This window comes from Lysobacter sp. TY2-98 (genome assembly GCF_003367355.1).
Lineage (GTDB): Bacteria > Pseudomonadota > Gammaproteobacteria > Xanthomonadales > Xanthomonadaceae > Cognatilysobacter.
Map to the genome: position 1 here is coordinate 1,324,229 of NZ_CP031413.1, position 18,765 is coordinate 1,342,993.

Annotated in this window: 19 protein-coding genes and 1 tRNA gene; 2 read left to right on the plus strand and 18 right to left on the minus strand. The window is 67.5% G+C overall.

Annotated features, from left to right (window positions below; translation table 11 throughout):
- Position 1: 1 nt before the first annotated feature.
- From nuoG to tpiA, 10 genes are all read right to left on the minus strand, one after another.
- The gene (nuoG, locus tag DWG18_RS06170; RefSeq protein WP_115646333.1) at positions 2 to 2,233 is read right to left on the minus strand and encodes an NADH-quinone oxidoreductase subunit NuoG; all 2,232 of its coding nucleotides are present in this window, start codon (positions 2,231 to 2,233) and stop codon (positions 2 to 4) included.
- Positions 2,230 to 3,597 (minus strand): NADH-quinone oxidoreductase subunit NuoF, encoded by a 1,368-nt coding sequence (gene nuoF, locus DWG18_RS06175; RefSeq protein ID WP_115646335.1) that lies wholly within the window; start codon positions 3,595 to 3,597, stop codon positions 2,230 to 2,232. Before nuoF ends, nuoG begins: the two co-directional genes overlap by 4 nt.
- Before the next feature lie 7 nt (positions 3,598 to 3,604).
- Positions 3,605 to 4,132, minus strand: coding sequence for an NADH-quinone oxidoreductase subunit NuoE (gene nuoE, locus DWG18_RS06180; protein WP_115646337.1), 528 nt, complete (start codon positions 4,130 to 4,132; stop codon positions 3,605 to 3,607).
- Between the two features lie 25 nt (positions 4,133 to 4,157).
- Entirely contained in the window at positions 4,158 to 5,453 is a 1,296-nt protein-coding gene (locus DWG18_RS06185) for an NADH-quinone oxidoreductase subunit D (protein WP_115646339.1), read from the minus strand.
- Entirely contained in the window at positions 5,450 to 6,190 is a 741-nt protein-coding gene (locus tag DWG18_RS06190; protein ID WP_115646341.1) for an NADH-quinone oxidoreductase subunit C, read from the minus strand. The genes DWG18_RS06185 and DWG18_RS06190 overlap by 4 nt, the downstream gene beginning before the upstream one ends.
- On the minus strand, positions 6,187 to 6,753 hold the full coding sequence (locus DWG18_RS06195) for an NADH-quinone oxidoreductase subunit B (protein ID WP_115646343.1): 567 nt from the start codon (positions 6,751 to 6,753) through the stop codon (positions 6,187 to 6,189). The genes DWG18_RS06190 and DWG18_RS06195 overlap by 4 nt, the downstream gene beginning before the upstream one ends.
- Before the next feature lie 13 nt (positions 6,754 to 6,766).
- Positions 6,767 to 7,123, minus strand: coding sequence for an NADH-quinone oxidoreductase subunit A (locus tag DWG18_RS06200; protein ID WP_115646345.1), 357 nt, complete (start codon positions 7,121 to 7,123; stop codon positions 6,767 to 6,769).
- A 94-nt stretch (positions 7,124 to 7,217) separates the two neighbouring features.
- A tRNA-Leu gene (locus DWG18_RS06205) sits at positions 7,218 to 7,302 on the minus strand.
- A gap of 94 nt (positions 7,303 to 7,396) precedes the next feature.
- The gene (gene secG / locus DWG18_RS06210) at positions 7,397 to 7,861 is read right to left on the minus strand and encodes a preprotein translocase subunit SecG (protein ID WP_115646347.1); all 465 of its coding nucleotides are present in this window, start codon (positions 7,859 to 7,861) and stop codon (positions 7,397 to 7,399) included.
- Between the two features lie 20 nt (positions 7,862 to 7,881).
- Entirely contained in the window at positions 7,882 to 8,634 is a 753-nt protein-coding gene (gene tpiA / locus DWG18_RS06215) for a triose-phosphate isomerase (RefSeq protein WP_115646349.1), read from the minus strand.
- Between the two features lie 60 nt (positions 8,635 to 8,694).
- Here tpiA and DWG18_RS06220 point away from each other — a divergent pair, with 60 nt between their 5' ends.
- Together DWG18_RS06220 and DWG18_RS06225 are read left to right on the plus strand one after the other, a co-directional pair.
- The gene (locus DWG18_RS06220; RefSeq protein WP_115646351.1) at positions 8,695 to 9,222 is read left to right on the plus strand and encodes a DNA-deoxyinosine glycosylase; all 528 of its coding nucleotides are present in this window, start codon (positions 8,695 to 8,697) and stop codon (positions 9,220 to 9,222) included.
- A 7-nt stretch (positions 9,223 to 9,229) separates the two neighbouring features.
- Positions 9,230 to 9,901, plus strand: coding sequence for a DUF6445 family protein (locus DWG18_RS06225; RefSeq protein ID WP_115646353.1), 672 nt, complete (start codon positions 9,230 to 9,232; stop codon positions 9,899 to 9,901).
- 62 nt (positions 9,902 to 9,963) lie between these two features.
- Here the strand turns inward: DWG18_RS06225 and DWG18_RS06230 are convergent, their stop codons facing one another.
- The 8 genes from DWG18_RS06230 to DWG18_RS06265 all read right to left on the minus strand — a co-directional run bounded on the left by DWG18_RS06230 (position 9,964) and on the right by DWG18_RS06265 (position 18,721).
- Positions 9,964 to 10,905: a 2-oxoglutarate and iron-dependent oxygenase domain-containing protein gene (locus DWG18_RS06230; RefSeq protein ID WP_115646355.1), complete on the minus strand. Its 942-nt coding sequence runs from the start codon at positions 10,903 to 10,905 to the stop codon at positions 9,964 to 9,966.
- A 61-nt stretch (positions 10,906 to 10,966) separates the two neighbouring features.
- Positions 10,967 to 12,316 carry a phosphoglucosamine mutase gene (gene glmM, locus DWG18_RS06235; RefSeq protein WP_115646357.1) on the minus strand — a complete coding sequence of 450 codons (1,350 nt, stop codon included), beginning with the start codon at positions 12,314 to 12,316 and terminating at the stop codon, positions 10,967 to 10,969.
- On the minus strand, positions 12,313 to 13,191 hold the full coding sequence (gene accD, locus DWG18_RS06240; protein ID WP_115646359.1) for an acetyl-CoA carboxylase, carboxyltransferase subunit beta: 879 nt from the start codon (positions 13,189 to 13,191) through the stop codon (positions 12,313 to 12,315). The genes glmM and accD overlap by 4 nt, the downstream gene beginning before the upstream one ends.
- A gap of 120 nt (positions 13,192 to 13,311) precedes the next feature.
- Entirely contained in the window at positions 13,312 to 14,106 is a 795-nt protein-coding gene (trpA, locus tag DWG18_RS06245; RefSeq protein ID WP_205289408.1) for a tryptophan synthase subunit alpha, read from the minus strand.
- Positions 14,107 to 14,246: 140 nt separating this feature from the next.
- The gene (trpB, locus tag DWG18_RS06250; protein WP_115646363.1) at positions 14,247 to 15,476 is read right to left on the minus strand and encodes a tryptophan synthase subunit beta; all 1,230 of its coding nucleotides are present in this window, start codon (positions 15,474 to 15,476) and stop codon (positions 14,247 to 14,249) included.
- A gap of 46 nt (positions 15,477 to 15,522) precedes the next feature.
- Positions 15,523 to 16,191, minus strand: a complete 669-nt coding sequence (locus tag DWG18_RS06255) for a phosphoribosylanthranilate isomerase (protein ID WP_115646365.1) — start codon at positions 16,189 to 16,191, stop codon at positions 15,523 to 15,525.
- Complete coding sequence (truA, locus tag DWG18_RS06260; RefSeq protein ID WP_115646367.1) at positions 16,188 to 17,021, minus strand: tRNA pseudouridine(38-40) synthase TruA; 834 nt, start codon at positions 17,019 to 17,021, stop codon at positions 16,188 to 16,190. Before truA ends, DWG18_RS06255 begins: the two co-directional genes overlap by 4 nt.
- Positions 17,018 to 18,721, minus strand: coding sequence for a FimV/HubP family polar landmark protein (locus DWG18_RS06265; protein WP_115646369.1), 1,704 nt, complete (start codon positions 18,719 to 18,721; stop codon positions 17,018 to 17,020). The genes truA and DWG18_RS06265 overlap by 4 nt, the downstream gene beginning before the upstream one ends.
- Positions 18,722 to 18,765: the final 44 nt, after the last annotated feature.

Here is an 18,765-nt window from a genome sequence, read left to right on the forward strand (position 1 = left end):
GTCAGGCCCTCCCGGCGTCGACGCGCGCGGTGCCCAGCGGCGCCGTCGCGCCGTGACCGCCTTCGATATGGATCGTGCCCGCCGCGACCTTCGCGCTGACCTCGACCGGCAACTTGGCCGAGCCCGCAGCGACCGCGAAGCGACCGACCGAACCGTGTTCGAGGCCGAGCGACTGGGCGTCCTGCGGGTTCACGTACGCACGCGGCGCATGGTTGAGCGGATGCGATTGCAGCGCCGGCGCACGACGCACGACGGCATCGACGCGATAGATGGCTGGCGACACGGCGAGTTCGAAACCGCCCTGCCCCGCTTCCGGCGCACGACCAGCCGCCACATTGACGTTGCGCGGTGCGATCGACGCGCGCGCACCGGCGAGGTCGACGAACTCGAATCCCGGCGCACCAAGTTCGGTCGCCAGCGCACGCAGCACTCGCCAGCCGGCGCGCGCCTGATCGGGTAGCTTGCCGCCGGCGATCGTCGACTGTTCGCGACCGTCGAGATTCGTGAGCGTTGCATCGATTTCCGGCAGCAGGCCGATCGGCAGGATCACGTCGGCGATCGCACGGGTCGACTCGCAAGCGAAATGGCTGAACGCCACGACCTGTGCACCGTTGAGCGCGGTCATCGCCTTCGCGGTGTCGGCGAAGTCCAGGCCCGGCTCGATGCCGTAGATCACGTAGGCCGAACGCGCATCGGCAAGCATCGCCTGCGCGTCGCGCGAGGTCGGGAGCACGCCATGACGGGTCAGGCCCACCGCATTCGCGCCCTGCGGCACGCGGCAGAGCTTCGCACCCGTCGCATCGGCGAGCTGGCGCGCGGCGGCGCGGATACGCGCGGCGTGCGGGCCGTTCTCGGCGATCGCACCGACGATGATGGCGGCGGACGTGGCGCCGCTCAGCGCATCACGCAGCGAGGCGTCGCCGAGCGCATCGGCAATGCGCGACGGCGCAACGATCTGCTTGCCGGCGAGTTCGAACGTGAAGTCGAAATCGACCGGATTGACGACGTGGATCTTCGCGCCACGCGTCCACGCCTTGCGCAAGCGCGCATGGACGAGCGGCAGCTCATGACGGATGTTCGAACCGACGATGACGATCGTCGAGGCCTTTTCGATATCGGCAACCGGCATCGCGAAGGTTTCAGCGACCGCGGCGTCGGACAGATCGACCTGCGCAATGCGGTGATCGACATTGCCGGTGCCGAGCGCTTCGGCAAGACGCGCAAGCAGCGCGCCCTCCTCGTTCGAGGTCGACGGATGCACCAGCATGCCGAGCTCGTCCGCGCCGTTGTCGCGCAGGATCTGCGCAGCGCGTGCGAGCGCCTGCTCCCACGACACCTCACGCCACTCGCCCGCTTCCTTCACCATCGGACGCGTTGCGCGATCCGCGGCGTACAGGCCCTGGTGCGAATAACGGTCGCGGTCGGACAGCCAGCACTCGTTCACGGCGTCGTTGTCGCGCGGAACGCTGCGCAGCACTTCGCCGCGGCGCACGTGCAGGAACAGGTTGCTGCCGAGCGCGTCGTGATAACCGAGCGACTCGCGCGCCATCAGTTCCCACGGACGCGCCTTGAACTGGAATACCTTGTTGGTCAACGCGCCGACCGGACAGACGTCGATGACGTTGCCCGACAGCTCGGTCGTCAACGGCTTGCCGTCGTACGTACCGATCTGCAGGTTCTCGCCGCGGTACATTCCGCCGAGCTCGTACGTACCCGCGACTTCGGCGGTGAAACGCACACAGCGCGTGCACTGGATGCAACGCGTCATCTCGGTCGCGACCAGCGGACCGATGTCCTCGTCCGGCACCGTGCGCTTGCGCTCGGAGAACCGCGAGATCGATCGGCCGTAGCCCATCGACAGGTCCTGCAGCTCGCACTCGCCGCCCTGGTCGCAGATCGGGCAGTCGAGCGGATGGTTGATCAGCAGGAACTCCATCACGTTGCGCTGCGACTTGAGCGCCTTCTCGCTGCGCGTCACGACCTTCATGCCATCCATCACCGGCGTGGCGCAGGCCGGCGCCGGCTTCGGCATCTTCTCGACTTCGACCAGGCACATGCGGCAATTCGCCGCGACGCTGAGCTTGTCGTGGTAGCAGAAACGCGGGATCGGGATGCCGGCCTTGTCGGCGGCATGGATGATCATCGATCCCTTCGGCGCGGCCATCTCGACACCGTCGATGAAGACCGTGACGTGATCCGGCGGCAGGCTCGGGTTCACGGGCTGGGCGCTCATGCGGCCACCTGCTGCGTCACGACCGTGCCCGCGGCTTCGTCGTCGACGAGGAAGCGCTTGTTGACGATCGCGTATTCGAATTCATGCCAGTAGTGGCGCAGGAAGCCCTGCACCGGCCACGCGGCGGCTTCGCCGAACGCGCAGATGGTGTGGCCTTCGATCTGGCCCGCGGCGGCGCGCAGCATCTGCAGGTCGTCCATCGTCGCTTCACGGTTCACGATGCGCGTGAGCATGCGGTACATCCAGCCGGTGCCTTCGCGGCACGGCGTGCACTGGCCGCAGGACTCCTTGAAATAGAAGCGTGCGATACGCTGGCAGGCGCGCACCATGCAGGTCGTTTCGTCCATCACGATGACCGCGCCCGAGCCGAGGCCCGAACCGGCCTTCTGGATGGCGTCGTAATCCATCGTCAGCGACATCATCGTGTCGCCCGGCAGCACCGGCATCGACGAACCGCCCGGGATCACCGCCTTCAGCTTGCGACCGCCGCGCACACCGCCGGCCATCTGCAGCAGCTCGGCGAACGGCGTGCCCAGACGGATCTCGAAGTTGCCCGGATTGGCGACGTGGCCCGACACCGAGAACACCTTCGGACCGCCATTGTTCGGCTTGCCGAGGTTCGCGAACCACTCCGCGCCGTTGCGGATGATCGCCGGCACGGACGCATAGGTCTCGGTGTTGTTGATCGTCGTCGGCTTGCCGTAGAGGCCGAAGTTCGCCGGGAACGGCGGCTTGTAGCGTGGCTGGCCCTTCTTGCCTTCGAGCGATTCCATCAGCGCTGTTTCTTCGCCACAGATATAGGCGCCGGCGCCGAGCGCGCCGTAGATGTCGACGTCGATGCCGCTGCCGAGCACGTTCTTGCCCAGCCAACCGTTCTCGTACGCTTCCTTCAGCGCCTGCTCGAAATGCTCGAACGGCTCGTGATGGAACTCACCGCGCAAATAGTTATATGCCGCGGTCGAACCCGTCGCGTAACAGGCGATCGCCATGCCCTCGACGACCGCGTGCGGGTTATAGCGCAGGATGTCGCGATCCTTCGCCGTGCCCGGCTCCGATTCGTCGGAGTTGCAGAGGATGTACTTCTGGCCCGGACCCTTCGGCATGAAGGACCACTTGAGACCGGTCGGGAAGCCCGCGCCGCCGCGGCCGCGCAGACCCGACTGCTTGACCATCTCGATCACCGCCGCCGGCTCGATCTTCTCGGTGAGGATCTTGCGCCAGGCGCTGTAACCGCCGGTCTTCAGGTAGTTGTCGTACGACCACGGCGTATCGAAGTGCAGCGTCGTGTAGACGACGTTGTGCTCCTGCGGCGCCGGGCCGACGGGGCCGTAGCCCTTGGAATAGTCGTGGTGCGAGTGCGCCATCGCGCGATTACTCCAACCCGTTGAGCAGCTCGTCCACCTTCGCGGCGTCGAGCTTCTCGTGGTAATGCCCATTGATGACGACGACCGGCGCACCACAGCAGGCGGCGAGGCATTCCTCTTCGCGCTTCAGGTAGACGCGGCCATCGGCGGTCGATTCGCCGAGCTTGCAGCCGAGCTTCTTCTCGGCGTGCTCGACCAGTTCCTGCGCGCCGTTGAGCCAGCAGCTGATGTTGGTGCAGAACGCGACGTTATGACGGCCGACCTTCTCGGTTTCGAACATCGAGTAGAAGCTGGCCACTTCGTACGCCCACACCGGCGGAATGCCGATGTACTTCGCGACCGCAGCGATCAGCTCGTCCGACAGCCAGCCGCCGTTCTGCTCCTGCGCGGCGTGCAGGCCCTGCAGCACCGCCGAGCGGCGACGGTCCGTGGGGAACTTCGACAACCAATGGTCGATGTGCGCGCGCGTGGCATCGCTCAACGCGACCGCGGGGTCGACGTTCTGGCAGGCTTCGAAGTTGCCGGTGGCTTTCATTGCAGTGCTTGCTCCAGCGATCGACTCAGCGGTCGATCTCGCCGAAAACGACGTCGTAGGTGCCGATCATCGCGACCACGTCGGCCAGCATGTGGCCCTTGACGATCGCGTCCATCGAGGAAAGGTGCGCAAAGCCCGGCGCGCGGAGCTTGCAGCGGAATGGCTTGTTCGCACCGTCGGAAACCAGGTACACGCCGAACTCGCCCTTGGGCGCTTCCACCGCCGCATAGGTTTCGCCGGCCGGCACGCAATAGCCTTCCGAGAACAACTTGAAGTGGTGGATGAGGGCTTCCATGTCGTCCTTCATCTCTTCGCGCTTGGGCGGCGCGACCTTGAAGTTGTCGACGATCACGGGACCAGGATTGGCCTTCAGCCACTTCACGCACTGCTGGATGATGCGGTTCGACTCGCGCATTTCGGCCACGCGGACGAGATAGCGGTCATAGCAGTCGCCGGTCTTGCCGACCGGGATGTCGAACTCGACCTGGTCGTAGCGCGCGTAGGGCTGCGTCTTGCGCAGGTCCCACGCAATGCCCGAGCCCCGGATCATCGGGCCGGTCATGCCCCACGCGTACGCGTCTTCGGGCGAGACCACGCCGATGCCGACGGTGCGCTGCTTCCAGATGCGGTTGTCGGTCAGCAGCGTCTCGTACTCGTCGACACGCGTCGGGAAGTCGCGAGTGAAGGCCTCGATGAAATCGAGCATCGTGCCTTCGCGCGACTCGTTGAAGCGCTTCAGCGAATTGCCCTTGCGCCACGGCGACTCGCGATACTTCGACATGCGATCCGGAAGGTCGCGGTACACGCCACCGGGACGGTAGTACGCGGCGTGCATGCGCGCACCCGACACCGCCTCGTACACGTCCATGAGCTCTTCGCGCTCGCGGAACGCATACAGGAACACCGCCATTGCGCCGAGATCGAGCGCGTTCGACCCGATCCACATCAGGTGGTTCAGGATGCGCGTGATCTCGTCGAACATCGTCCGGATCCACTGCGCGCGTTCCGGAGCTTCAATGCCGAGGAGTCGTTCGATGGCGAGCACGTAGGCGTGCTCGTTGCACATCATCGAAACGTAGTCCAAGCGGTCCATGTACGGCACCGACTGGTTGAATGGCTTGGATTCCGCGAGCTTCTCGGTGCCGCGATGCAGCAGACCGATGTGCGGATCCGCGCGACGCACGACTTCGCCGTCCATCTCGAGGATCAGACGCAACACGCCGTGCGCCGCCGGATGCTGCGGGCCGAAGTTCAGCGTGTAGTTGCGGATCTCCGGCGTCGCCGTGCCGGCGATGTCGGCGGGAAGAACCTGGGCGCTCACTTCTTCACCTCCGCGCGCTGCGCGGCTTCGCCGGACGCGGTCGCATAGCGTGCGTCGTCACGGATGACACGCGGCACGCCGACGCGCGGCTCGATCGTGACCGGCTGGTAGACGACGCGGCGACGCTCGGCGTCGTACCGCACTTCGACGTTGCCGATCAGCGGGAAATCCTTGCGGAACGGATGACCGACGAAGCCGTAGTCCGTGAGGATGCGGCGCAGATCCGGGTGGTCGTCGAACACGATGCCGTACAGGTCGAACGCCTCGCGCTCGAACCAGTTCACACCGGGCCAGACGGACACGAGCGAAGCGACGGCGGGCACCGCGTCATCCGGTGCGAAGGTGCGCACGCGAAGGCGTAGGTTGTGCTGCACGGAGAGCAGATGGGCGACGACGGCGTAGCGACGCTCGGGCGCGATGGTCGCGCCGTTCGGCTGCTCGCCCCACACGAAACGACCGGCGCCCTTCCCCTCGACGCCGCGCGAGAATCCTTCCGAGGACACCTCGGTATCCCACTCGTCGCTGCCGTAGCTCAGGTAGTCGACACCGCAGAGATCGACGAGCTGCTCGAAGCCGAACTCGTCGCGCAACGCGCGCGATGCGGCCAGCCATGCGTCGTGCGGAACCTCCAGCGTGACTTCGCCGCGCGGCAGCGCGACCGTCACCACGCCATCTGTGAAGCGTTCGCGCAGTCGCGCGGCGAGAACGGGCTCGACAGCTTCGATCGCAGCGCTCATGCGCGCACGCCCTGCGGCTGCTCACCGAAATTGGTGCCGCGACGGATCTTCTTCTGCAGCTGCAGGATGCCGTAGGTCAGCGCTTCGGCCGTCGGCGGGCAGCCCGGCACGTAGATGTCGACCGGTACGATGCGATCACAACCGCGCACGACCGAATACGAGTAGTGGTAGTAACCGCCGCCGTTGGCGCAGCTGCCCATCGAAATGACCCACTTCGGGTCGGGCATCTGGTCGTAGACGCGGCGCAGCGCCGGCGCCATCTTGTTGACCAGCGTGCCCGCCACGATCATCACGTCGGACTGGCGCGGCGATGGCCGGAACACGACACCGTAGCGATCGAGGTCGATGCGCGCGGCACCCGCGTGCATCATTTCGACCGCGCAGCACGCGAGACCGAACGTCATCGGCCACATCGAGCCGGTGCGCGCCCAGTTCCACAGCGTGTCGAGGTTCGTCGTCACGAAACCCTGCTGCATGACCGGGTTGTCGGCCTCCGGCAGCAGGATGTCGTCCAGCCGCCCTTCGGGCAGCGGATTGAACATGAGGTCGGAAATACTCTTCATGGCGACGGCCGCCTCACTCCCACTCCAGGGCGCCCTTCTTCCACACGTAGGCGAAACCGATCACCAGTAGTGCGAGGAAGGTGCCCATCTCGACGAGGCCGAACGGCCCGAGTTCCCGGAACACGAGCGCCCACGGGAAGACGAACGCGATCTCCAGATCGAAGACGATGAAGATGATCGCGATCAGGTAGTAGCGCACGTTGAACTGCATGCGCGCGTCTTCGAACGCGTTGAAGCCGCTTTCGTAGGGCAGCAGCTTCTCGACCGTCGGGCGCTTGGGCCCGAGGAAGCGTCCGACGATGATCAAGGCGACGCCGATACCGCCGGCGACGATCAGGAACAGCAGGGTCGGCAGATATTCGGCCAGCACTCGTGTTCTCTCTGTTCTCGCGCGGCGGGCCGGCGGAGGCCGCGCGGCGCGCTTTCGACTCCCCGGACCATCGCGGCCGGGGGATTCTGCGGTGTGGTGCCCAAGGGGGGACTCGAACCCCCACGACCTAAGTCGCTACCACCTCAAGGTAGTGCGTCTACCAATTCCGCCACCTGGGCAAAAACGTGTCATCCACGACGTGTTCATCGGGTCGTTGTCGACCCACTCCAGCGTTCCGTACCGGAGCAGCGCATTGTAACTGAATTACGACTTTTAACCAGCAGGTGACGTCGTATTCGGTGGCGTCGTTGCGGGCGCCGACGCGGGCTGTGCGGGCGTCGTGCTCGCAGGCGCCGACTGCACAGGAGCAGGCGCGGCCGGAATGGCGCTCGGCGCCGCCGGAACCGCACCGGTCGGTGCATTCGGAATCGCGCCACCGTTCGACGCGGGCGCATTCGGCACCTGCGCCATGATGCTGCCGCCGGTGTCGGCGTCGGGCTTGCGTGCGCTGCGCGAGACTTCCCACGAGATGAGCAGGCTCAGCACGAAGAACACGACTGCGAGCCACTTCGTCGACTTCGACAGGAAGTTGGCCGAACCGCGCGCGCCGAAGACGGTGCCCGACGCGCCGCCGCCGAAACCGGAGCCGGCCTGCGCGCCCGCGCCACGCTGCATGAGGATCAGCGCGATCATCGCGACCGCCAGCAGCACGTAGATGATGTTCAGGAACAGCAGCATGGGCACAGCCCCGTGGAAGCTCAGTGGGCGGCCGCTCGCGCGATCGCCAGGAAGTCGTCGGCCTTCAGCGATGCGCCTCCGACCAGTCCGCCGTCGACGTCGGGCTGTGCGAAGAGCTCGCCCGCGTTGTCGGCCTTGACGCTGCCGCCGTACAGGATCGGCAGCGAGCCGGCGATTCTAGCATCGCGCTGCGAAATCTCGCCACGAATGAAGGCGTGGATCTCCTGGGCCTGCTCCGGCGTGGCGGTGCGGCCGGTGCCGATCGCCCAGACAGGCTCATAGGCCACGACCGCGCCCTCCAGGTCCGCAACGCCCGTGCCGTCCAGCAGCGGCTCGAGCTGCTGCTCCAGGCGCCACCAGGTGCGACCGGCTTCACGGTCTTCGAGCGTCTCGCCAACGCACAGGATCGGCACCAGGCCGGCGGCCTTTGCGGCGCGGAACTTGCGAGCGACGAGCTCGTTCGATTCGTGGTGGTACTGGCGGCGTTCGGAATGGCCGACCAGGCCATAGACGGCGCCGACATCGAGCAGCATCGCAGCCGACACTTCGCCCGTGTACGCGCCCTTCTCGTTCGCGCTGACGTCTTGCGCACCAAACGCGAGCCCGTGCGCGCCGTAGCGCTCCGCCAGCTCGCCCAGATACGGCAGCGGCGGCAGGATCACGCGTTCCACGCCGGTCGGCGCAGCTTCGGCGACGATCGCGTCCAGCAGCGATTTCGCGAACGCACGGTCTCCGTGCAGCTTCCAGTTTCCAGCGACGATTCGACGACGCATCGCGTGTTCCCCTAGAAAATTCGGCGTGAAAGTCTAGCCCAGGCGCCGCGCCACCGGACCATGACCCGACTTCACGGACTGCCGCCGATCGAGAATCCCGAGGCCTGCGCACTTGTGCTCGGCAGCATGCCGGGTGGTGCGTCGCTGCGCGCGGCGCGCTACTACGCGCATCCACAGAACCTGTTCTGGACGTTCATGGGCGATCTCGTGGGCGCGTCACCGGTCTTGCCGTACGACGTCCGCGTGCAGCATCTGCGCGACGCCGGCATCGCACTCTGGGACGTGATCGGCGCTTGCGAGCGCGAAGGCAGCTTGGACAGCGCGATCCGCGGCGCCGTCGCCAACGACTTCGCGACGTTCTTCGCGACACATACGAAGCTGCGAGCGGTGCTGTTCAACGGTGCGACGGCGGAAACGACGTTTCGACGCCAGCTGCCCGACACCATCGTTCCGGCCGATGTCGCGCTCGTGCGGTTGCCGTCGACCAGTCCGGCGAACCGCTCGATCCCGACTGAAACGAAACGGCTTGCGTGGCGTGATGCACTCGCCGCTGCCGGCGTGCGGGTACGCCCGCTGCCGCCGGTATAGTCGGACGATGCGCCCGACCCTCGCCCGTCTGCCGACCCTGCCCTACCGCAAACCAACGGAGGGCCGCGATTACTGGATCGTCGACGACATGCTTCCGGATCCCGACCGTGTGCGCGGACGCGCGCTCGCCCGGGAGGACTGGACGCTGGGCTGGCCGCATCGCGAGGAGAGCTGGCCTGGCGCGCGGATCATGCCGGGGCTGGAGCCGGAGGAACTCGCGATCGTCGAAGCGCGCGTGAAGGCGCTCACGGGCGCATCGAAACTGTGGGTGCAGACGTCACCGGATGGCACGACGCTCAACCACAACTGCATCCAGGCTGTTGGTGACAACGAAGGCGAAGTGCGTCCGCACACGGATTCGCGCGCACTCTGTCGCTATGCGGCGGTGCTCTATCTCAATCCGAAAGTGCCGGACGACTGCGGCACCAGCTTCTTCCGGCAGCGTCTGCCAACGGGCCAGCTCGGCGGCAATTCGGTGATGCCGCCGCACAACAACCTCGTCGAAGCACTCGGCACGCGTTTCGTCGCCGACGGCAGCTTCGTCGAGGACGTCGCAGTGCCGCATCGCTACAACCGCCTGCTCGTATATCGCGCCAACATCATCCACAGCGCGACGAAGTACTGGGGCCGCACGCTTGAGACCAAGCGCATGGCCGCCGTGTTCTTCTGGATGGCGTGAGTCACGAGCGTCGCAACACACGGCAAAAAAAACCCGGCCGAGGCCGGGTTTTTCACAAATGCTTACTTGAGCTTGATCTCACGCAACCGCTCTTCGAGGTAGCCCTGCGCGGTGATCGACTCCGGGTAGCGACTCGGGTTGTCCGCAGTCACGCAGGACGGCAGCACGTCGATCACGAAATCCGGATTCGGATGCAGGAAGAACGGCGTCGAATAGCGCGGCTGACGCGCCTTCTCGCCCGGCGGATTGGTCACGCGGTGCGTCGTCGACGGATACACGTGGTTCGTCAGGCGCTGCAGCATGTCGCCGATGTTCACGACGATCGTGTCGGCCTGCGCGGTGAACGGAATCCACTCGCCCTTGCGCGACAACACCTCCAGACCCGCCGCGCTCGCACCGACGAGCAGGGTGATCAGGTTGATGTCCTCGTGCGCACCGGCGCGGACGTTCGGCACGTCGGGCGTGGTGATCGGCGGATAGTGGATCGGGCGAAGGATTGAGTTGCCCTGGTTCGTCACGTTGACGAAGTAGTCGCCCGGCAGGCCGATGTGCAGGGCGAGCGCCGACAGCATGCGTGAGCCGAGATCGTCCAGCGCCGTGTACAGGCGATAGCCGACGTCGCGGAACTCCGCAATTTCGGTCGGCCACACGTTCGCCGGCATGACATCGGCGTACTTCGAATCGCGCGCAATCTCGCGGCCGATGTGGAAGAACTCCTTGAGATCGAAGTGCTGCGCGCCCTTCGCGGTCTCGATCCCGAACGGCGTATAACCACGCGCACCGCCACCACCCGGAACGTGGTACTTGCGCTTGACCTCGTCCGGCAGCGCGAAGAACTCGGCGAACACGCGGTAGGCGTCGTCGATGAGCTGCTGCGAAATGCCATGGTTGCGAATGCCGGCGAAGCCCCATTCGCGATAGGTTGCGCCGAGCTCGGCGACGAAGGCGTCGCGCTGCGCGGGATCATCGAAGCGCTGGATGTCGAGGGTCGGAATCTGGCTCATGTCGTTTCTCTGTTCGCGCCGGCAGTGTGCACCACTGCGGGCCTCGTCGATTTGATCGAAATCAGGCGGCCGCAGCGCGCACGGCGGCGGCGAGGCGCTCGAGCGTGGCGTCGACGAGTGCGTCGTCGTCGGCCTCCACGGTCACGCGCACGACCGGCTCGGTGCCGGACGGACGCAGGAAGGCACGCCCGCGACCCGAGACCGCCTGCTGCGCGTCGGCCAGCGCGGCTTTCACGCTATCCGTCTCGACCGGCCTTGCGCCCGCAGCGCAACGCACATTGATCGTCTTCTGCGGCACGCGACGCAGGCCTTCCAGCGCCTGTGACAGCTTGATGCCGCGTCGGCCGAGCACCTCCAGCACCTGCAGCGCGCTGACGATGCCGTCGCCGGTGCTGACACGATCCAGGCACAGCAGATGACCCGACGCCTCGCCGCCCAGCACGCCTTCGTGCGCGACGAGTTGCTGGTGCACGTAGCGATCGCCGACCTTGGCGCGCAGGAAATTGATGCCGCGCTGGCCGAGCGCTTGCTCGAGCCCGAAGTTGCTCATCAGTGTGCCGACCACCGGACCACGCAGGCGCCCATTGGCCTGCCAGTCGGTGGCGAGGATGTAGATCAGATCGTCGCCGTCGCGCACGCGGCCTTCGTTATCGACGAACAGCACGCGATCGCCATCGCCATCGAATGCGATGCCGAGGTCTGCACCCTTCTCCAACACGGTCTGTGCGAGCAGTTCCGGATGCGTCGAGCCGACGCCATCGTTGATGTTGGTGCCGTTCGGCTCGACACCGATCGTGGTCACACGCGCGCCGAGCTCACGGAACACGACCGGCGCGACCTGGTACGTCGCACCGTTCGCGCAGTCGACGACGATGCGCATGCCGGCGAGATCGAAGCGCCGGGGCACGCTCGCCTTGCAGGCCTCGACGTAGCGGCCCAGCGCTTCGCGCGTGCGCAGCGCCTTGCCGAGTTCTTCCGACACAACGGTGCGGAACGGTTCCTCGAGCGCGGCTTCGATCGCGAGTTCGGTCGCGTCGTCGAGCTTCTCGCCTTCCGACGAGAAGAACTTGATGCCGTTGTCGTAATGCGGATTGTGCGACGCCGAGATCACGATGCCGCCGTCCGCACGCAGCGAACGCGTCAGGTGCGCGACCGCGGGCGTCGGCATCGGCCCCATCAACTGCACGTCGACGCCGGCGGCAACAAGGCCTGCTTCCAGCGCCGCCTCGAACATGTAGTTCGAGATGCGGGTGTCCTTGCCGATGATGACGACGGGCTTGCGCCACGCCGGGGCGTGCGCACGCAGCGCATGGCCGTAGGCGTTGCCGAGACGAAGCACGAAGTCCGCCGAGATCGCCCCTTCGCCGACGCGGCCGCGGATGCCGTCGGTACCGAAATATCGACGACTCATGCGACCGCGACCACGGGTGCGGGCTGCTTCATCATCATCGCGAGCAGGTGCGACAGGCGCTCACGCAGCTCGCGGCGGTCGCAGATCATGTCGATCGCGCCGTGCTCGAGCAGGAATTCCGAACGCTGGAAGCCTTCCGGCAGCTTCTCGCGCACGGTCTGCTCGATGACGCGCGGGCCGGCGAAGCCGATCAGCGCTTCGGGTTCGGCGATGTTGAGATCGCCCAGCATCGCGAACGACGCGGACACGCCGCCGGTGGTCGGGTGCGTGAGCACGGAGATGTACGGCAGGCCCGCATCGCGCAGGCGGCCGAGCGCCGCGGACGTCTTGGCCATCTGCATCAGCGAGAACAGCGACTCCTGCATGCGGGCGCCGCCGGAGGCCGAGAAGTTCACGAACGGGCAGCCGATCTCCAGCGCAGTTTCGGCTGCGCGCGTAAAGCGCTCGCCGACCACCGAACCCATCGACCCGCCCATGAAGGCGAAGTCGAAGGAAGCGGCGACCAGATCACGGCCCTCCAGCGTGCCGCGCATGGCGACCAGTGCATCGCGCTCGCCGGTCGACTTCTGTGCGGCCTTGATGCGGTCCGCGTACTTCTTCTGGTCGCGGAACTTGAGCACGTCGGTCGGGCCGAGTTCGGCGGCGATCTCGGTGGTGCTGCCGGCGTCGAACAGCGCGGCCAGGCGCGCGCGGGCGCGGATCGCCATGTGGAAGCCGCACTTCGGGCAGACCTCGAGGTTCTCCTCGAGCTCCGGGCGGTACAGCGCCGAGGCGCAGCGATCGCACTTTTCCCAGAGACCTTCGGGCACGCTGCGGCGGCGCTGCGTGCCTTCGGTGCGGATGCCGGACGGCATCAGTTTCTTGAGCCAGGACATGCTGGAGGCTCTCCCCTGTCGGACAAACGGCCGTCTCGCGGCCAGCGGGTCAGTGTAGCGCAGGGCTCCGGGACGGCCGGCCGCGCGGGAGGCCGGTCCGGAGCGGGACTGCGACGGGTGTCAGGCGTCGAGGGCCGCGCGCAGCGGGGCGAGGAAGGCCCGTGCCGCAGCGGCAGGGTCGGCCGCATCGGCGATCGCCGAGACCAGCGCGCTGCCGACCACCACCCCATCAGCGTCCACCGCCATGGCCGCAGCGCTCGCCGCGTCCTTGATGCCGAAGCCGGCGACGACCGGAACATCGGTGCCCGACCGGATCGCGCGCAGGCGCTCGCCCGCGGCGCGGGCGTCGAGGCGATCGGCGGCCCCGGTCACTCCGGCGAAGCTGACGTAGTAGAGGTAGCCGCGCGCCAGTCGGCGCAGCATGCTGATGCGTGCATCCGACGACGTCGGCGACGCGAGCAGGATCAGCGCGACACCTGCGGCTTCGAACGCATCGCGGAACTCGGCCGCCTCTTCCGGCGGCAGGTCGACCAGCAGGATGCCGTCGACGCCCGACTCCGCCGCGAGCGTCGCGAATGCGCCAGGGCCGCGGATCTCGACCGGATTGAGATAGCCCATCAACACGACCGGCGTCCCGGCATCGCGCTCACGGAACTCGCGCACGCAGCGCATCACGTAGTCGATGCCCACACCGCGGGCGAGCGCGCGTTCGGAGCTGCGCTGGATGGTGGGGCCGTCGGCCATCGGGTCAGAGAACGGAACGCCGAGCTCGATGACGTCGGCGCCCGCCGCGACCAGCGCGTGCATCACCGGGACGGTAGCGTCGAGCGACGGATCGCCGGCGGTGACGAACGGGACGAGTGCCTTGCGACGGGCAGACTTGAGTTGCGCGAAACGCGTGTCGATGCGGGACATGGGGATTGGCGTGCGCTTGGTTTCGCGCCCGATGCGGCGCGGGAGGAATCCAGGTTCAGGAAATCGCCGGCCGCTGACGGACGACGAAAACGCGTCGACTCAGCCACGCCATCGCGTGACGCGGCGGCACACGGCGCAGGTCATAGCGACAACCCGTCGCGAGCAGCGATCGTATGCACATCCTTGTCGCCGCGACCGGACAGGTTGCACAGCACGAGCGCGTCCTTCGGCAGATCGCGCGCGAGCTTCATCGCCTGCGCGATCGCGTGGCTCGATTCGAGCGCCGGCAGGATGCCTTCCGTGCGCGCGAGCGTGTGGAACGCGGCGAGTGCCTCGTCATCCGTGACGCCGACGTACTGCGCGCGGCCGGTGTCCTTGAGGAACGCGTGCTCGGGGCCGACGCCCGGATAGTCGAGGCCGGCCGACACCGAATGCGTCTCGATGATCTGACCGTCGTCGTCGCAGATCACGTAGGTGCGGTTGCCATGCAGAACGCCGGGGCGGCCCGCGGCGAGCGACGCAGCGTGGCGGCCGGTATCGATGCCATCGCCCGCCGCCTCCGCACCGACGAGGCGCACGTCGCGATCGTTGAGGAACGCGTGGAAGATGCCTATCGCGTTGCTGCCGCCGCCGACGCAGGCGGTCACCGCATCCGGGAGACGACCGTATTCGGCGAGCATCTGCGCCCTCGCCTCGCGGCCGACGATCGCGTTGAAGTCGCGCACCATGCGTGGATACGGATCCGGGCCCGCGACCGTACCGATGATGTAGAACGTGTCGCGCACGTTCGTCACCCAGTCGCGCATCGCCTCGTTGAGCGCGTCCTTCAGCGTCGCCGAGCCGCTGCTCACCGGCACGACCGTCGCGCCGAGCAGCTTCATGCGGTAGACGTTGATCTTCTGGCGCTCGATGTCGGTCGCGCCCATGTAGACGACGCATTCGAGGCCGAGTCGCGCCGCGACCGTGGCGCTCGCGACACCGTGCTGGCCGGCGCCCGTCTCCGCGATGATGCGGGTCTTGCCCATGCGGCTGGCGAGCAACGCCTGGCCGATGGTGTTGTTGATCTTGTGCGCGCCGGTGTGGTTGAGGTCTTCGCGCTTGAGCAGGATGCGTGCGCCGCCGACGTCGCGCGTCAGACGCTCGGCGAAATAGATCGGACTCGGGCGACCGACGTAATGCGCGAGGTCGCGATCGAACGCGTCGATGAATTCGGGATCGACGCGCGCAGCGTCGTAGGCGCCCGCCAGTTCCTGCAGCGGGCCCATGAGGGTTTCAGCGACGAAACGCCCGCCGAAGCGGCCGAAATGGCCGTCGGCATCCGGGAACGCGTTGTAATCGTCGACGACGGAAATCGGTGCAGCGTCGGACATCGTGGCAGCCGGCAGGACGCGGGGGAGCGCCCGCCAGTTTAGGCGATCAGCAGGCGGCCGCGATCGCGTCGGTATGGCAGTCGGCGCGGCGCACTTCCTCGACGAACTGGCGCATCTTGTCGCCGTCCTTGATGCCGGGCTCGGTCTCGATGCCGCTGGACACGTCGACGGCCCACGGCGTCGCGGTGGTCACGGCGTCGAACACGTTCTCGGGGCGCAGGCCGCCGGCGAGCGCGTAGGGCTTCTGCAGGTCCTTCGGGATGCGCGACCAGTCGAAGGTCTTGCCGCTGCCGCCAGACTCCCCGCTGCGGTGGCTGTCGAGCAGGAAGCCTGCCGCACCCGGGAACCGCAGCTGCAGGTAGTGGGGCGCCATGATCTCCTCGCCCATCGGCACCACCTTGAGGTACGGCAGGCCGAAGCTGCGGCAGAACGCGTCGTCTTCGTTGCCGTGGAACTGCAGCAGGCTCGGGCGCACCTGGCGCACGACGTCACGCACTTCCTCGAGCGAGTTGTCCTGGAACAACGCCACCGCATCGACCAGCGGCGCCAGCGCCTGGCGCATGGCACGTGCTTCTTCCGGCGCGATGCGGCGCGGGCTACGCGGCGTGAACACGAAGCCGATGCCGTCGACGCCGAGTTCGCAGGCCAGGCGCACGTCGCCCGGACGGGTGAAGCCACAGAACTTGATTCGGGTTCGGAAGAGCGTTCGATTCACAGGGTGACCTCGGGGGGAAGCTGCCACTCCGCGGGATAGCGCGGGCCCAGAAAAACCAGTCCAGCCGACGGTGCCGTCGGGCCGGCACGTGTGCGATCGCGACCTTCGAGCACTTCGGCGATCCAGCCTTCAGGCTTCTCGCCGCGACCGACCATCAGCAGGCTGCCGACGATGTTGCGGACCTGATGGTGCAGGAACGCATTCGCCTGCACTTCGATCTCGACCACCTCGCCGACCCGGCGGACGGTGATCTCCTGCATCTCGCGTCGTGGGTGTGCCGCTTGGCAATGCACCGTGCGAAATGCCGAAAAATCGCGCTCGCCGAGCAGCGACTGTGCCGACCGGTGCATCGCGGTGGCGTCAAGCGGTCGCCGTTCCCAGCCCAATATCTGGCGCTGCAGCGCCGGGCGAACGGGACGGTTGAGGATGCGATAGACGTAGCGACGCGCACGCGCCGAGAAGCGTGCATTGAACTCGCGCGGCACTTCGCGGCACCACAGCGCGGCGACTTCGGGCGGGAGCTTCGACGTCGCGCCCAGCGTCCAGCCGCGTGGGTCGCGGCGAACCGGCGAATCGAAATGCGCAACCTGGCAGGCTGCGTGGACGCCGGCGTCGGTGCGTCCCGCGCAGACGAGCTCGATGGACGTGCCAGCGACGAACGACAGTGCCGCCTCGACAGTCGCCTGCACGGTGGGCAGCGGGGTCGGCTCGGGCTCGCCGTGCGGCGACAGCCGCTGCCAGCCGCTGAAGCCGGTACCGTCGTATTCGACACCGATCGCGTAGCGCGTGGACTCGCCCGGGGCCGGCTCCGTGGCCGCGCCTTCGGTCATCCCATGTCCCGCAGCATCTTGGCCGCGACACCGCGCGTGGTGGTGTCGCCGCTCTCGGCGACCTCGGTCAGCAGGCCGCGCGCACGTTCGGTGTCGCCCATGTCGAGGTAGGCTTGGGCGAGTTCCAGACGTTCGACGTTCGCGCCTTCGGCGGATGGCGCTTCGAGCGGCAGCTCGACCGCCGTAGCGGCCGCCGGCGCCGCGGCCTTCGCGGGCGCGCGACGACGCGAACGGGTGGCGGTGGTGGCCGGTGTGCGATCCCACGACGGCGTCGCGTCGACGGGCTCGTCCGCCACGACCGGTGCGGCGGCGGGCGCGGGCGTCGGCGGGAACGCATCGGCCAGCGACGACCGCGGTTCGGTCGACGGGGCCCGGAATACGGGCTCCTGGCGACCGCGCCGGCGCATCCACAGCGCAGCGAGCACGCCGAGCGCCACGATGACCGCGCCACCGATCCACGGTAGCGGCGACGGCGGCGCGGGCTGCACCGGTGCGGGCGGCGGTGCCTGCGCGGCCTTGTTCTGCTGCGCCGCGGCCATCTGCGAGTTCTGCATCGCGATCAGTTTCTGCTGGTCGGCCTGCAGCTTCTCGAGCTCGGCGACGCGGCTCTTGAGTTCCTGGACCTCGGCGTCGCGCGCGGCGAGCGATTCCTTGGTGGTGGCCAATTCCTGTCGAAGCATTTCCCCCTCGCCTCCGGCTTCCACGCCGGATTGGGTGCCGCCACGGGCCTTGCGGCCCGCACCCGGCGGAACGATTTCAAGACGACCGCCGGTCTCGGCCGGTGCGGATGCGATACGCGACGCAGCGGCCTGCGCGACCGGCGTTTCCGGTTGCGTGCGTGCGCGGCGCACCTGGTGTGTGTAGGTGCGCACGAGGTCGGCCGCTTCCCGTGCCTCGACCCCCTGCAGTTCCGGCGTCGCCGGCACGCGCAGCACGCTGCCGCTGCGGAGCTGGTTGAGGTCGCCGGCGATGAACGCTTCGGGATTGGCGCGCAGCAGGCCGATCATCGTCTGCGCGCTGGTCACGCCTTCGGGCGTCACGCGGGACGCGATCACCGAGGCCGTATCACCCCTGCGAACGCGGTATTCGCCGGGCGCAGGGGCCGCACCCGACGGCTGCGCCGCGATCGGTGCGGGCGTGGTGACGGGTGCCGGCGTCGCCGTCGAAGGCGCAGGCGTGGGTGCTTCCGGCGTCGGCGCGGCAACCGGCGCAGGCGCCGGCTCGACCGCAACCGGGCGTTCGACGACTGCCGGCTCCTCCGCCGTCGGAGCTTCCACCACGACCGCCGGCTGCGCGTCGATCGAGCCCGGAGTCGACACGGTGGCGGTGTATTCGCGGACCAGTCGGCCCTCGCCCCAGTCGACCTGAATGAGGAAGTTCAGCAGCGGCTGCGTAACCGGCTGATTCGTGGTGACGCGGATGATCGGGCGGCCGGCGGTGTCGGTGCCGACCGCAAAGTGAAGGTCGGCGACGATGCCGATCGGGGGCTCCAGGCCGATGCGGGTAAACGTCTCCGGGGACGCCAGCGCCGCCTCGAGATCGATCAGTTCGGACGCGTCGTTGCTGACCACCGGGATCTCGGCGAGCAGCGGCTGGCCGAGTCCCGACTTCACCTGGATCTGTCCGAGCCCGAGCGCGTGGGCCGAGCCGCTCGCCAGCGCGAGGGCCAGCAACACGGCATTTCGCAGACGTGGCCTCACCGATCTCTCCCCTTCATTACGCGCCGACTCTAGCAGGACGGGCC